At 69.4% G+C, this 13,260-nt stretch carries 14 protein-coding genes; 4 read left to right on the forward strand and 10 right to left on the reverse strand.

Annotated features, from left to right (window positions below; all coding sequences use genetic code 11):
* The first annotated feature begins 89 nt into the window (after nt 1-89).
* The 4 genes from J2Y42_RS13940 (at nt 90) to J2Y42_RS13955 (ending at nt 2,829) form a co-directional block, all read left to right on the forward strand.
* Nucleotides 90-599: an NfeD family protein gene (locus J2Y42_RS13940; protein ID WP_309859769.1), complete on the forward strand. Its 510-nt coding sequence runs from the start codon at nt 90-92 to the stop codon at nt 597-599.
* A complete protein-coding gene (locus J2Y42_RS13945) occupies nt 596-1,591 on the forward strand; it encodes an SPFH domain-containing protein (protein WP_309859771.1) in 996 nt (331 codons plus the stop codon). The genes J2Y42_RS13940 and J2Y42_RS13945 overlap by 4 nt, the downstream gene beginning before the upstream one ends.
* Nucleotides 1,588-2,337 carry a glycerophosphodiester phosphodiesterase family protein gene (locus tag J2Y42_RS13950; protein ID WP_309859773.1) on the forward strand — a complete coding sequence of 250 codons (750 nt, stop codon included), beginning with the start codon at nt 1,588-1,590 and terminating at the stop codon, nt 2,335-2,337. The genes J2Y42_RS13945 and J2Y42_RS13950 overlap by 4 nt, the downstream gene beginning before the upstream one ends.
* A 120-nt stretch (nt 2,338-2,457) precedes the next feature.
* Nucleotides 2,458-2,829 (forward strand): RNA polymerase-binding protein RbpA, encoded by a 372-nt coding sequence (locus J2Y42_RS13955; protein ID WP_309859775.1) that lies wholly within the window; start codon nt 2,458-2,460, stop codon nt 2,827-2,829.
* A gap of 24 nt (nt 2,830-2,853) precedes the next feature.
* On the opposite strand, the gene lnt is transcribed toward J2Y42_RS13955, so the two are convergent.
* From lnt to J2Y42_RS14005, 10 genes are all read right to left on the reverse strand, one after another.
* Entirely contained in the window at nt 2,854-4,422 is a 1,569-nt protein-coding gene (lnt, locus tag J2Y42_RS13960) for an apolipoprotein N-acyltransferase (RefSeq protein ID WP_309859777.1), read from the reverse strand.
* Between the two features lie 80 nt (nt 4,423-4,502).
* Nucleotides 4,503-6,935 carry a DEAD/DEAH box helicase gene (locus J2Y42_RS13965; RefSeq protein ID WP_309859779.1) on the reverse strand — a complete coding sequence of 811 codons (2,433 nt, stop codon included), beginning with the start codon at nt 6,933-6,935 and terminating at the stop codon, nt 4,503-4,505.
* Nucleotides 6,936-6,958: 23 nt separating this feature from the next.
* Entirely contained in the window at nt 6,959-7,711 is a 753-nt protein-coding gene (gene tatC, locus J2Y42_RS13970) for a twin-arginine translocase subunit TatC (protein ID WP_018191077.1), read from the reverse strand.
* A 43-nt stretch (nt 7,712-7,754) separates the two neighbouring features.
* Complete coding sequence (gene tatA / locus J2Y42_RS13975) at nt 7,755-8,039, reverse strand: Sec-independent protein translocase subunit TatA (protein WP_309859780.1); 285 nt, start codon at nt 8,037-8,039, stop codon at nt 7,755-7,757.
* A gap of 4 nt (nt 8,040-8,043) precedes the next feature.
* Nucleotides 8,044-8,403 carry a hypothetical protein gene (locus tag J2Y42_RS13980; RefSeq protein ID WP_309859782.1) on the reverse strand — a complete coding sequence of 120 codons (360 nt, stop codon included), beginning with the start codon at nt 8,401-8,403 and terminating at the stop codon, nt 8,044-8,046.
* 29 nt (nt 8,404-8,432) lie between these two features.
* On the reverse strand, nt 8,433-9,407 hold the full coding sequence (locus tag J2Y42_RS13985) for a WYL domain-containing protein (protein ID WP_309859784.1): 975 nt from the start codon (nt 9,405-9,407) through the stop codon (nt 8,433-8,435).
* A complete protein-coding gene (locus J2Y42_RS13990; protein WP_309859785.1) occupies nt 9,400-10,476 on the reverse strand; it encodes a WYL domain-containing protein in 1,077 nt (358 codons plus the stop codon). Before J2Y42_RS13990 ends, J2Y42_RS13985 begins: the two co-directional genes overlap by 8 nt.
* Nucleotides 10,477-10,506: 30 nt before the next feature.
* A complete protein-coding gene (locus J2Y42_RS13995; RefSeq protein WP_309859788.1) occupies nt 10,507-11,424 on the reverse strand; it encodes a peptidylprolyl isomerase in 918 nt (305 codons plus the stop codon).
* 40 nt (nt 11,425-11,464) lie between these two features.
* Nucleotides 11,465-12,475 carry a tRNA (adenine-N1)-methyltransferase gene (locus J2Y42_RS14000; protein WP_309859790.1) on the reverse strand — a complete coding sequence of 337 codons (1,011 nt, stop codon included), beginning with the start codon at nt 12,473-12,475 and terminating at the stop codon, nt 11,465-11,467.
* Complete coding sequence (locus tag J2Y42_RS14005) at nt 12,472-13,188, reverse strand: HAD family hydrolase (RefSeq protein ID WP_309859792.1); 717 nt, start codon at nt 13,186-13,188, stop codon at nt 12,472-12,474. The genes J2Y42_RS14000 and J2Y42_RS14005 overlap by 4 nt, the downstream gene beginning before the upstream one ends.
* Between the last annotated feature and the right edge of the window lie 72 nt (nt 13,189-13,260).

Here is a 13,260-nt window from a genome sequence, read left to right on the forward strand (position 1 = left end):
GATGTCTGCATCCTGAGACTACCAAGAGGGGTGGAATCGGCGTGGGCCGCACCTGATACGGTCGGAGAAAGCAGTGAAAGGGGGACGTCATGGACATCACGTCCTTCGCCTGGATCGTCTGGCTCGTCCTCATCCTGATCTTCGTGATCATCGAGATGCTGACGCTCGACTTCGTCTTCCTGATGATCGCCATCGGCAGCCTCGGCGGCCTCGTCTCCGGCCTGTTCGGCGCACCCTGGTGGCTGCAGCTGATCATCGCCGCGATCCTGTCCGTCGTCCTGATCTTCTTCATCCGGCCGCCGCTGCTCCGCGCACTGAAGCGCGGAGGCGATCCCGCCAAGAGCAACATCGACCGCCTGATCGGGATGGGCGGGGTCGTCGTCTCGACCGTCACCCGGACCACGGGGCTGGTGAAGCTCCAGGTCGGCGAGACCTGGACATCGCGGCTCGCCGACAGCGCCTTCACCGGCGGCGGTCGCGGGGAGCTCGTGCCCGGGGAGCACGTCGTCGTCGTCTCGATCGAGGGAGCGACCGCCGTCGTCGCGCCCGCACCGGTCTCCGCAGGTACCGACGGCCTCACCGAGAGGATCACTCCGTGAACGATCCCAGCCAGCTGATCCTGACCATCGTGGTCAGCATCATCGTCCTGATCATCGCGATCTTCGTGCTGGTCACGCTGTTCCGTGCGATCCGGATCATCCCGCAGGCGCGCGCCGGCGTGGTCGAGCGGCTCGGCCGGTACCACAAGACGTTGATGCCCGGACTCAACGTCGTCGTCCCGTTCATCGACAAGGTGCGGCCGCTGATCGACATGCGCGAGCAGGTCGTCTCGTTCCCGCCGCAGCCGGTCATCACCGAGGACAACCTGGTCGTCTCCATCGACACGGTCGTGTACTTCCAGGTGACGGATGCGCGCGCCGCCACGTACGAGATCGCCAACTACCTGGGCGCGGTCGAGCAGCTCACCACGACGACCCTCCGCAACGTGGTCGGCGGACTGAACCTCGAAGAGGCGCTGACCAGCCGCGACAACATCAACGGTCAGCTGCGGCTCGTGCTCGACGAGGCCACCGGCAAGTGGGGCATCCGCGTCTCCCGCGTCGAGCTCAAGGCGATCGATCCGCCCACGTCCATCCAGGACTCGATGGAGAAGCAGATGCGCGCGGAACGTGACCGCCGCGCTGTCATCCTGACGGCCGAGGGCACGAAGCAGTCCGAGATCCTCAACGCCGAGGGTCTGCGGCAGGCCGCGATCCTCAAGGCGGAGGGCGACGCGAAAGCGGCTGTGCTCCGCGCCGAGGGCGAGGCGCAGGCGATCACGACGGTATTCGGCGCGATCCACCAGGGCAACCCGGACAACCTCCTGCTCGCCTACCAGTACCTCCAGACGCTCCCGAAGCTCGCCGAGGGGCCCGCGAACAAGCTGTGGATCATCCCGAGCGAGCTGACCGAAGCCCTGAAGGGCATCGGCCAGGCCTTCGGGCCGGGCGCTGGTGCGCAGCAGCCGCCGTCGACGGGAGCCGCGCCGGGCTCTGCCACGCCGCCCGCGCCGGCGGCCGAGACCGGGCCGGCGGCACCGACCGCGCCGTGACGTACCTCGACGGAGCCGGGACGCGCATCATCGCGCATCGCGGCTTGGCTCTGGACGCGCCCGAGAACACGCTGTTGGCGTTCCTGCGCGCCCTCTCGGCGGGCGCCACGCACCTCGAGACCGACATCCACGCGTCCGCCGACGGGGTCGCCGTCATCGCCCACGATCCGGACCTCGCCCGCGTCGCCGGGCGGAACGTGCAGGTCGGCCAGCTGACGATGAGCGAGCTGCGCCGCATCGACCTGGGTCACGGACAGGGCTTCTGCTCGCTGGCCGAAGCACTCGACGCGTTCCCGCAGGCGCGCTTCAACATCGACGTGAAGGATGCGCGCGCAGCCGCACCCGCCGTCGCCGCGATCCGCGAGGCCCGGGCGACCGACCGTGTGCTGATCACCAGCTTCTCGAGCGAGCGGCGACGTGCCGTCGCCGACGCACTCCCGGGGGTCGCCTCCTCCCCCGCCGTCGCGGAGTTCCTCCCCGCCCTGATCGGCGCCCGGCTGGGCATTGCCCCGCTGGTGCGGCGGGCGCTGCGCGGATTCGTCGCGGTGCAGGTCCCCGAGCGGCGGGGTCCGCTGCGCATCGTCACGCGACGGTCCGTCGAACGCGTCCACGCGGCCGGGGCCGAAGTCCATGTCTGGACGGTCAACGATCCGGCCGACATGGTCCGGCTGCTCGACCTCGGGGTCGACGGCATCGTCACCGACCGCTGCGACGTGCTCACGACCGTGGTGACATCGCGCCGCTGACGTCCGGCGACCGCAGCCGACTCTGAGAGGGCACTGGGAGAAACGCTCTCCTGGAAAGAGAATCCCCAGCTTGACCGTTTATAACGGTGAGGATTCGCGCGCACTAGAGGAGACCACACAATGGCAGATCGAAGCTTGCGCGGTATGAGACTCGGCGCCCAGAGCCTACAGAGTGAAGAAGGCGTCGTCTACTCTCCGCGTTCCCGTTACAACTACCTGTGCCCGGCTTGCGGCAAGGAGACCGAGATGGTGTTCTCGGCCGAGGCCGAGGCCCCCGAGACCTGGGAGTGCAAGCACTGCGGCCAGGAGGCGCGCCTGCTCATCGGCGACACTCCCGTCGAGGTCGACCACTCCGACGTCAAGACCCCCCGCAGCCACTGGGACATGCTGCTGGAGCGTCGCACCCGCGCCGAACTCGAGGAGCTCCTCGAGGAGCGCCTGCAGTACCTGCGGTCGCGTCGCGGAACGAGCGAGCACAAGCACACCGCCTGACCCCGTCAGGCCACCGGGCCGTTCTCACCCTTGCGGTGGGAGCGGCCTTTTCGTCGTCGGCAGGGGTCCGCGACGGGCGGTGAACGCCACGATCAGGCCGAACAGCCCGAGACCGGCGACCAGGAACTCGATCCCGCGGCTGAGCAGTGTCGCCGGCGTCGTCGTTGTCCCGAGCGGGACATCCGCGACCATGTGCCCGGGCTTGAACGGGGGGATGGAGCTGATCGTGCGACCGTCCGGCCCGATGATCTGGCTGCTGCCCACCGTCGAGATGTTCACCAGCGACCGCCCGGCCTCGATCGCGCGCAGGCGGGCGATCGCCAGCTGCTGCTGGTTCTCGTCCGTCTCGCCGAAGTCCGCGTTGTTGGTCTGAGCGAGGATCACCTGCGCTCCCCCGCGCATCATGTCCGTGAGCAGCTGGTCGTCGACGATGTCGAAGCAGATCGAGATGCCGGCGCGGACGCCGCCGACGTCGAAGACGCTGTCCCGTGTCCCGGGCGTGTAGTCGCGTCCGATGAGGTCGATGAGTTCCGGAGCGAAGGGACGCCAGAAGGCGCGGTCCGGGACGTACTCCCCGAACGGCACCGGGTGCTTCTTGTCGTAGTAGTCGACAGCGCCTCTTCCTGCCTGCCACTGCAGCGAGGTGTTGTAGAGGCGGTCGTCGCGCGAGGTGATCGTGCCGACGACGAACGGGGCGCCGAATTTGCGGCTCAGCGCATCCAGGATCGCCGCATTGTCGGGGTCACGCGTCGGGTCCGGCAGGGCGGACCCCTCCGGCCAGACCACCATGTCGACCTTATTCGCGCCGGAGACCTGCGACGACGGGATGCGCAGCGTCTCGGCCACCTGCGCGTTGAACACGGCGCCGACGGGCGCATTGTCGAAGTAACCGGCGGGACCGTTCCCCTGCACGGCGGCGATGCGCGTCGATCCGCTGGTCGTCGCGGGCCAGGCAGGGATCGCGAACACGAGCGCGACCGCCGCCCCGGCGAGGAGCCAGCGCTGCACCGTGCGCACATCCAGCGCGCCGGGAAGCTCGAGCAGGAAGGCCACCAGCCACACCATCACGAAGCTGACACCCGAGATGCCGATCCACGCGACCATCGGGGCGAGCGGGCTGAGGGACTGCGACTCGGCGACGCGCCCCCAGGAGAAGCCGCCGTACGGCCAGGTGCCGGTCACGAACTCCCGCAGCACCCAGAGGCCGCTCACGATCACCGGCAGCAGCCCCAGCCGCCCGAGCACGGTCGGGAAGGCCCGCGGCACCCACCGGTACGCGAGCGTGATCAGGATGCCGCCCACACCCCAGAACAGCGCCTCGAGCGTCGAGAGCGCCACCCAGGGCACCGGGCCGAGGTACAGCGCCGTCCAGGACACGTGGACGAGGTAGAACGCCTCCCCCGCGACCCAGCCGACCAGGAACGCCGAGCCGGCCCGACGACCCCGCTGCGCGAGCAGCACCATCGCGATGCCGAGGAACGTCAGCGGCCACCAGTCCTTGTCCGGGAACCCCGCATCGAGCACCGGGCCGGCGGCCGCGGCGACCAGTACCGCGAGCCAGAGCGGAAGGGGGGCTCGCGGGACGGTCTGCACGAAGGGAGAGCTTAAAGCATCCGCGTGTGGGGGCCGTTCAGGATGCGCGGCACGGTCGCGTAGGCCGCTCTCGAGCCGCGTCAAGCGACCGACGCGTACGCGACGATCCCGCGCCGGATGGACTCCAGCGCCTGCCGGGCCACGCGCCCGACGTTGCCCTGGGCGACGAGCGACAGCTGGTCGAGCAGGTCGATCGTCTGCTTGGCCCAGCGGACGAAGTCGCCCGCCGCCATGTCGGCCTCGCTGAGCACCGCGTCGAGCCCCGAGCCGCGGGACCACATCCACATCGCCAGCGACAACGCCGTTGACGGCGGCTCGCTGCCCGGGAGCCGGTTGTCCTGCTCCAGGTCGTCGAGCGTGCTCCACAGGGTGATCGTCTTCTCGAGCGCCGGTCGGAACGCGCCGCGAGGCAGCGTCCGGTCGTTGGCCAGGCCGTCGTCGCGTCGCGGCTCGAAGACGAGGGCGCACGCCATGGCGGCCAGGCCCGGCGCATCCAGGTCCTTCCAGGCGTTGCGGCGCAGGCACTCGGCGACCAGGAGGTCCCGCTCACCGTAGATGCGCTTGAGGGTGCGGCCGTGGACGGTCAGCACGGTCTCGCCGTCCTCCTTCGCCAGGTAGCCGAGCTCCAGGAGCACCTCGGACACGCGGTCGAAAACCTTCGCGACGGCGCCCGTGCGCGACTGGATCTGCGACCGCAGCCGGTCGGTGTCGCGCTTCAGCTTCCACCAGCGTTCCGCCCAGCGCGCGTGCTGCTCACGCTCCGGGCAGCGGTGGCAAGGGTGGTCCTTCATCCGCTTGCGCAGCGCGGCCAGCTGACGCTGCCGCTTCTCCCTGTCGGCGCTCGACGCCGACTCGATGCGGGATCCGGACCGCTCCAGGTCCGTCAGCTCTCGACGGATGGCGAAGTACTCGCGGAAGTCGCCGAGATGACACGTCATCGCCTCCTCGTAACCGGCCAGCGACTGCTCCTGCTGCAGAGCCTTGCGCGCGAGGTCGACCACGGCACGGTCGGCCTGGAACTGAGCGAACGACGATTCGAGGATCTCCCGGGTGCGCGGTCGGCCGAACTGATCGATGAGGTTCACGGCCATGTTGTAGGTGGGGCGGAAGCTGGAGTTCAGCGGGTAGCTGCGGCGGGATGCGAGAGAGGCGACCGACTGCGGGTCCAGACCGTCCTCCCACTGGATGACGGAGTGCCCCTCCACGTCGATGCCACGACGGCCGGCGCGACCGGTCAGCTGCGTGTACTCCCCCGGTGTGATCGGGACGCGGGCCTCGCCGTTGAACTTCTCCAGCTTCTCCAGGACCACGGTCCGGGCAGGCATATTGATCCCGAGCGCGAGCGTCTCCGTCGCGAAGACGACCTTGACGAGCTTCCGGCGGAACAGCTCCTCCACGACCTCCTTGAAGGCGGGCAGCAGGCCGGCGTGATGGGCGGCGACACCGCGCTCCAGCCCCTCCAGCCACTCCCAGTAGCCGAGCACCGCCAGATCCTCGTCGAGAAGGGTACGGCAGCGCTCCTCCACGATCTCGCGGATCTCGTCGCGCTCGTGCTTCTCGGTCAGCCGCACCCCCGCCCGGAGCACCTGCCGTACCGCCTGGTCGCAGCCGTTGCGGCTGAAGATGAAGAAGATCGCAGGCAGCAGATTGCGGTCGTCGAGCAGCGCGACAAGATCCGACCGGCTCATCCGGAAGGTGTCCGGACGACCGCCCTTGGAGTGGTAACGGCCCACATCCCGCATCTGCCGGCTGCTCAGCACCCGGCCGCCGTAGCGTGCCATCTGCACGAGCTCCGGGTTGACCCGGTTGGTGGCGGCGAGCCCCGACGAGTCGAACAGGTCGATGAGCTTGGAGCGCATGAGGATGTGCTGCTCCAGCGGCACGGGACGCTCCTCCGACACCACGACGTCGGTGTCGCCGCGGACGGCCTGCAGCCAGTCGCCGAACTCCTCGGCGTTCGACACGGTGGCGCTGAGCGACACCATCCGCACCTCCGACGGCAGGTGGATGATGACCTCCTCCCACACGGCGCCGCGGAACCGGTCGGCCAGGTAGTGCACCTCGTCCATGACGACGTAGGCGAGGTCGGTGAGGAGGTCGGAGTCCGCGTAGAGCATGTTGCGGAGCACCTCGGTCGTCATGACGACGATCCGGGCGTGGGAGTTGATGTTCGTGTCGCCGGTGAGGAGGCCCACCGACTCCGGGCCGTACGCCTCCACGAACTCCTGGAACTTCTGGTTGCTGAGCGCCTTCATCGGCGTCGTGTAGAAGACCTTCGCGTTGGCCTCGCGCATCGCGAGGAAGACGGCGAACTCGGCCACGATGGTCTTGCCGGCGCCGGTCGGGGCGGCGACGAGGACGCTGCGCCCGCGCTCCAAAGCCCCGCATGCCTCGCGCTGGAACGGGTCGAGGTCGAACCGGAGACTCGCGCGGAAGGTCTCGAGCAGCGGCTGGCGGGCCCGGTCGCGCGAGGCGGCGAACCGCTCCGCCGGTGAGAGCGTCTGGTCGGTCACCCCACCAGCCTATGCCCGAGCGGTCAGGCGGCGAGCTCGGCCTCGAGCCGCAGCTCGCGCTTGGCCGCGCGACGGTCGTGCAGCCAGGCGACGCCGTACGCGGCGAAGTACAGGGCGACCATCGGGATGGCCAGCAGGAACATCGAGAGCACGTCGGCCGCCGGCGTGGCGATGGCGGTGAACAGGGCGATCAGGATGAGCGCCCAGCGCCACGACGCGATGATCGACTTCGCGCTCAGCACACCGACGAAGTTCAGCAGCACCAGGAACACGGGGAGCACGAAGGCGATGCCCACGGCGATGACCAGCTTGAGGATGAAGTCGAAGTAGGTCTTCGCCTGGATGATCGCCGAGTCGGGTTCCGGGGCGAAGCTCGTCAGCAGACTCACGATGTGCGGGACGAGCAGCCAGCCGGTCACGCCGCCCGCTATGAACAGCGGGACGGCGGTGAAGAAGAAACCGAAGCCGTAGCGCAGCTCCTTGCGCGTCATCGCCGGGACGAAGAACGCCCAGATCTGGTAAAGCCAGACCGGGCTGGAGATGATCGCGCCGATCGTGATCGCGACCTGCATCTTCAGGTCGAACGCGCCCGTGATGCTGTCGTAATTGAGCATGGCCTCGCGGCCCTGCTGCTTCGCGATATCCGTGATCGGACCGCGCAGCGCATCCATCACATAGCCGCTGAGGAACCAGCCGATGACGGCACCGCCGACCAGAGCGAGGGCGGAACGGAAGAGGCGTTTGCGAAGCTCGATGAAGTGCTCGGCGAGCGTCATCCGTCCTTCGCGGTTCTTGCCTCGCTTCGTGGAGGCCACCGGACTAGGACTTCGGGTTCGACTCGGTCGAGGGGTCGACGGGAGCCGGGGCGGGCGTCACCGTCGGTGCCGCGGTGCTCTGCGCGGTGGTGGTGGTGGCAGTGCCGTCGGCGACCTGGTCGGACTTGCCGTCCTTGCCGTCCTTCTTCAACTCGTCGACCTCACCCTTGAAGATCCGCATCGACTGGCCGATGCTCTTGGCGAGCGCCGGGAGCTTGGGCGCACCGAAGAGCAGCAGGATCACGGCGAGGATGATGAGCAGATGCCATCCGGTCAGTCCTGCGAACATGAGATCAGGTCCTTCTCAAAAGGTGGGCGAAGCGAGCGGGCACCGTTTCCGGGTCCACATCGACCAGTAGTCTACCGCGCCGGACGCGGGCGTCCCTGCGAGCTTGCCGGGCGAACGCCCGCTCCGTGAGGTGGTCCTGCCGCTGCGCGCGGAGCTCGTCGGCATCCGCCAGCACGGCCGGCTCGAACGTCTCGTGCAGCTCTTCGGCTCGGCGCGACAGCACCTCCGCCTTCTCCATGAGCGCGGCGGCTTCACGGCCGGCGGCGACCACCTTGCGGAACAGCCACCACGCGAAGAACGCGAGCATGCCGAGGAGACCGAGCACGAGCACGATCCAGATCACCAGCCACGACCACCAGGGCATGGGCCCAGCCTACCCGGCGGTTCACGCGCTCAGAGGTAGCGTTCGGCGCCCGCACGCGCCCAGCCCGCGACCACCTGGCGCGCCTCGGGCGGGTCGAGCACCGTGAGCACCCCCGACAGCCCGGCGACCAGCCGCTTGAGGCCATGGAAGTGGGCGACCCGGACGCTCGTGCGGATGACGCCGTCCCGCTCCTCGCGCTCTGCACCCTCGGGGATGTAGTCCTCGATCAGCGGGATCGCCGACGCCGACACCTCCACCGTCACCAGCTGGTCCTCCGGCGTGCCGGTGAACAGCGTCTCGGGGAGCTTCACGTCGCCCGGGCGGTAGGTGATCGCCTCCTGGGTCGCGACCAGGTCGTCGATCCGGTCGAGACGGAACGTGCGGATGGCCGTGCGGAGGTGATCCCAGCCACGCAGGTACCAGTCCTGGTCGACGGACTCGATGCGCAGCGGGTCGACGCGGCGCCGTTCCCGCTCCCCGCGCGAGCTGAGGTAGTCGAACTCGACCTGCACGCCCGCGATGACCGCATCCCGGATCGTCGCCAGGGCCTCGTCTGTCTCCGACCGCGCGACCGCCAGCTGACTCGGTGCCGCCGATGCCCCGCGCGCGAGCTTCGCCATGAGCGAGCCGATCGCATCCCGGTCGGCGTTCTCCGGCAGGGCCGTGAGGTATTGCAGCCCGGCGATGAGCGCGGCAGCCTCGCGCGCCGAGAAGCGCGGCGAGTCGTCGATGGCGACCTGGTGGGTGAGGACGATCTGGTCGTTCTCCTCGAAGTCGTCCCAGGCGATGTCGAACAGGTCGCCCGGCTGGTACGCATTGGTCTCGCCGGGGATGCCGGAGACGGCGATCAGTCGCACGGCGTCGCGCAGCTGCTCCTGGTCGACGCCGAAGTGCTCGGCGGCTTCTGCGACACTGACGCGGTCGCGATCCATCAGGTACGGCACGAGGGCGAGCAGGAAGGCGAGCTTGTCCTGCGCCTGCATCGGCTTGCGGCGCTCAGCCATTGCCGGCCTCCCCCGGCCGTCGTTCTGCCGTGCTGGCCGGCTCCGCGTGCGCCGCAACGGTCGCCTGCTGCCGCTGGAGCACCTGGTCACGCAGTTCCGGCGGCGCGAGGACGAGCACCTCGGGGCCGAACGACGCCAGCTGGTCGGCGAGGATGTTGATGTCCGAGAAGTTGACGGTGAGGCGGACGGGCTCGCCCTCGGCTCCGACCGGGACGGCGTCGCCGTACCGCTTGCCCAGGCGCGTCGCCGCATCCGTGCCGGCGGTGACCTCGATCTCGGCGACGTTCGACTCCCAGATGCGCTCGAGTTCGAGCAGCGCCCGTTCGGCGAAGGCCTCGCCGTCGACGCGGTACTGCTCCGGGTCGAAGACGCGCGACGTCAGCTTGACGGGCCCGACGATCCGGGACAGCAGGAAGGTCCGCGAACCGCGGGCGTCCTGGTCGATCCCCTGCAGGTGCCACCGGCCCTGGTGCTGCACGAGCGACAAGGGCGCGACGGTGCGCTGACGGGACGCGCTCTCGCCGGGTTTGAGGTACGGGAACTGCACCATGACGTGACGCTCCAGCGCCTGGCTGAGCGGCTCGAACGCGCTCTCGCGGACGCGCAGCCGCGGCGCGTACCCGACGACCGGGTCGTCCGCCTCGACGCCGAGCGATCGCAGCTTCATCAGCGCACGCCGCGACTCCCCCGACAGCGACCCTTCGCGCCAGACGGCGGCGGCGAGGCCGAGCAGGGTCAACTCCTCGGGAGAGAAGCTGACATCGGCCGGGAGGTCGTATGCCCCTTTGGGAATGCGGTAGCGCAGCAGCTGATTGTTGCCGGATGCCTCGGGCGCCTCGACCGTCTCCAGCGGGACGCCGAGCTCGCGGATGTCGTCCTTGTCGCGCTCGAACTGCCGCTCCAGGCTGCTGTTGTCGCCGTGCGGCTCATACCGCTGGCGATACCCCTGAACGGTCGACAGGATCTCGCTCTTGGTCAGGCCGTTCTCGGTCGCGAGCAGTGCCAGCACGAGGCTGAACAGGCGCTCCTCGACCGGGACGCGCGCGGGCGAAGAGGGGGAACGGGACACCCGTCCATCCTAGTCCGCGTCGTGCGTGCGCTAGCGGATCCCGAGGATGTCCACGACCCAGGCCGACGCCGCGACCTGGCCCTCGGCGGGGGCCTCGATGACGACCTGCGAGCCGACCTTCTTGCCGATCAGCTCGGCGAGCACCTTCTGCGGGAGGGCTGTATTCGCGGTGCTCTCGCCGGTGCCGATCGTGACGAGGTCGGGCGAGCCGGTGTCCCAGGTCGACAGGATGGGGTTCCTCTGCTCCCATCCGACGATCGTGTAGTTGAGGAAGACCGACGAGTCCTTCGTGACCGTCGCGCCGTCTCCGGCCTTCAACTCCTCGCTGCGGACCTTGGTCGGTGCCGACCCCGAGGACGGGATGGTGATACCGGGCTGACCGGTCGGCGCGAGCACGACGGTCGGGAACCCGCTCACCGACGGCCGGACGGCCCCATCGGCCTTCGCCAGGTACGCCTTCAGGATGTCGACGACGATCACACCGGAGCTGGTCGCCCCTGCGCCGCCCGCGTCCTTCGGCGAGATCACGACCGCGACTCGCGAGCCGACCGGCGCGCACTGCAGGCCCTTGCTCAGGGCCTCGTTGCCGGAGCCGAGCGCCAGCGGGTAGGTGTCGCCGCTGCCGTAGGACGTCTGCTGCACCTGACCGGTCTTGCCGTCGAGGATGGTGTACTGCATTTCGATGACCTGGCCCTTGTGGACCTGCTCACCGGTGCCCTCCGTGATGATGGTGCGCTCGGACTTCGTCGTGTCGAGCGGCGTCGGAACGGTGATCTTCGGCTTCGAACCGATCTTCCCCGTCGCCTCCACGAGCTGCGAGGCCTTGCCCGAGGGCAGAGCGGTCGAGCAGTCGTTGTTCGGGTCGGTCGAGCATCCCGTGAGGACAGCGGCCACGAGGCCGGCGGCGACCACGACAGCGGACGTTCTTCCGATGGTGACTCTGCGCACGTGTTCTCTTTCGGTCGGGGCGTTGGAGGGCCAATTCATGCTAGCCGACGCCCGGAGCGTCCTCGTCCGCCTCACGGCCCTTAGCAAGCTCGGCGCTGGCGGCCGCTTCGCGCATCCGCTTGCGGAGGCTCTTCGGGCTGGACTGCCGCTCGCCGAGGGCGCCGGGGGTCCAGGCCTCGACATCCTCGTCGGAGTAGTCGGACTTCGACGGACGGCGCTTCAGCTCGGGCAGGACGGTCCCCGGGGCGAGCCGGCGGGCGGTGATCAGGAAGCCGGTGTGCGCGATCATCCGGTGGTCGGGCCGGACGGCCAGCCCCTCCACGTGCCAGCCGCGAACCATCGTCTCGTTCGACTGCGGGTGCGTGTAGTCGCCGGAGGCGCGGATGGCCTCGGCGACGCGGGACAGCTGGGTCACGGTCGCGACGTAGCAGATCACGACGCCGCCCGGCTTGAGCGCGGCGGTGACCGCGTCGAGCGTCTCCCACGGCGCCAGCATGTCCAGCACCACGCGGTCGACGGTTCCCGGTTCGACGGCGGCGGGCAGCGCATCCTGCAGGTCGCCGACGGTCAGTGTCCAGTTGGCGGGCTCGCTGCCGAGGAAGGTCGCGGCGTTGTCGCGCGCGACGTCGGCGAACTCCTCGCGGCGCTCGAACGACAGCAGCCGGCCCTCCGGACCGATCGCGCGCAGCAGCCAGAGCGAGAGCGCACCCGAGCCGACCCCCGCCTCGACGACGGTCGCGCCGGGGAAGATGTCCGCAAGCGCGAGAATCTGCGCAGCATCCTTCGGGTAGACGATGGCCGCGCCTCGCGGCATCGACATGACGAAATCGGTGAGCAGAGGACGCAGCGCGAGGTGCTCGACGCCCGCGTTGTTGGTGACGACCGAACCATCCGGCAAGCCGATGATGGCGTCGTGCGACAGGACGCCGCGGTGGCTGTGGAACTCTTTTCCCGGCTGCAGCGTGATCGTGTTCATCCGGCCCTTCGGACCGGTGAGTTGCACGCGGTCGCCCGCGCGGAACGGGCCGGAGCTGCGCGGAGTCTCGTTCATCGGTTCGCCGCCTCACGGTGTGCGCGGGCGACGGCGAAGACGTCGTCCGCCGTGCGGCCGTCCAGCGACGACCACAGCGTGTGCTCCTCCGACTCCGGCAGCGGCACGATGTGCGGAACGCCGATCGTCGTCGCACCGGACGCCACAGCGGATGCAAGGCCCACCAGCGAGTCCTCCAGGGCGACGGTCTCGCGGATGTCGACGCCCAGCAGGTCCGCGGCGCGCAGGTATGGCTCCGGCGCGGGCTTCGGCTCGTCCACCTCGTCGCCACTGACGATCACGTCGAACGCGTCGAACGGGATGTGCGCGACGATCTGCTCCGCCATCCTCCGCACCGACATGGTCACCAGCGCCGTCGGGATGCCGCGCTCGCGCAGCGACTCGAGCAGCTCGCGGGCGCCCGGGCGCCACGGCACGCCGTCCGCATCCAACTTCTGCTGCACCCGGTCGGTCAGCCAGTGCACGATCTCGTCCGGCTCCATTGCGACGCCGCGGGAGCGGAGGATCTCCGCCGAGTTCCAGAGACCGAGGCCGACGAGGAGCAGGCCGTCGTCGTGCGTCCACGTGCCGCCGAACGAGTGGACGAGCTCGACCTCCGACGCCATCCAGTACGGCTCGGTGTCGACGAGGGTGCCGTCCATGTCCCACAGCACGGCGGCGGGAAGGTCGGCGTCGCTACGGGTATGTTCGCTGCGGGGGGAAGACGCGGTCACAACGGGCAAGTCTATCGGGAGAGCCGCGGGCCTATCCTGGATGGATGGCGCCCCGACCGGACGCCAGGAAGG

This window comes from Leifsonia sp. 1010 (genome assembly GCF_031455295.1).
In the GTDB taxonomy this organism is placed as follows: Bacteria; Actinomycetota; Actinomycetes; order Actinomycetales; family Microbacteriaceae; genus Leifsonia.

What these genes read in the sequence shown, in the direction of transcription:
- J2Y42_RS14000 (WP_309859790.1), bottom strand. Translation starts at nt 12,475, where the DNA reads ATGAACGAGACTCCGCGCAGCTCCGGCCCGTTCCGCGCGGGCGACCGC.
- J2Y42_RS13980 (WP_309859782.1), bottom strand. Translation starts at nt 8,403, where the DNA reads ATGCCCTGGTGGTCGTGGCTGGTGATCTGGATCGTGCTCGTGCTCGGT.
- J2Y42_RS13940 (WP_309859769.1), top strand. Translation starts at nt 90, where the DNA reads ATGGACATCACGTCCTTCGCCTGGATCGTCTGGCTCGTCCTCATCCTG.
- J2Y42_RS13985 (WP_309859784.1), bottom strand. Translation starts at nt 9,407, where the DNA reads ATGGCTGAGCGCCGCAAGCCGATGCAGGCGCAGGACAAGCTCGCCTTC.
- tatA (WP_309859780.1), bottom strand. Translation starts at nt 8,039, where the DNA reads ATGTTCGCAGGACTGACCGGATGGCATCTGCTCATCATCCTCGCCGTG.
- tatC (WP_018191077.1), bottom strand. Translation starts at nt 7,711, where the DNA reads ATGACGCTCGCCGAGCACTTCATCGAGCTTCGCAAACGCCTCTTCCGT.
- J2Y42_RS13955 (WP_309859775.1), top strand. Translation starts at nt 2,458, where the DNA reads ATGGCAGATCGAAGCTTGCGCGGTATGAGACTCGGCGCCCAGAGCCTA.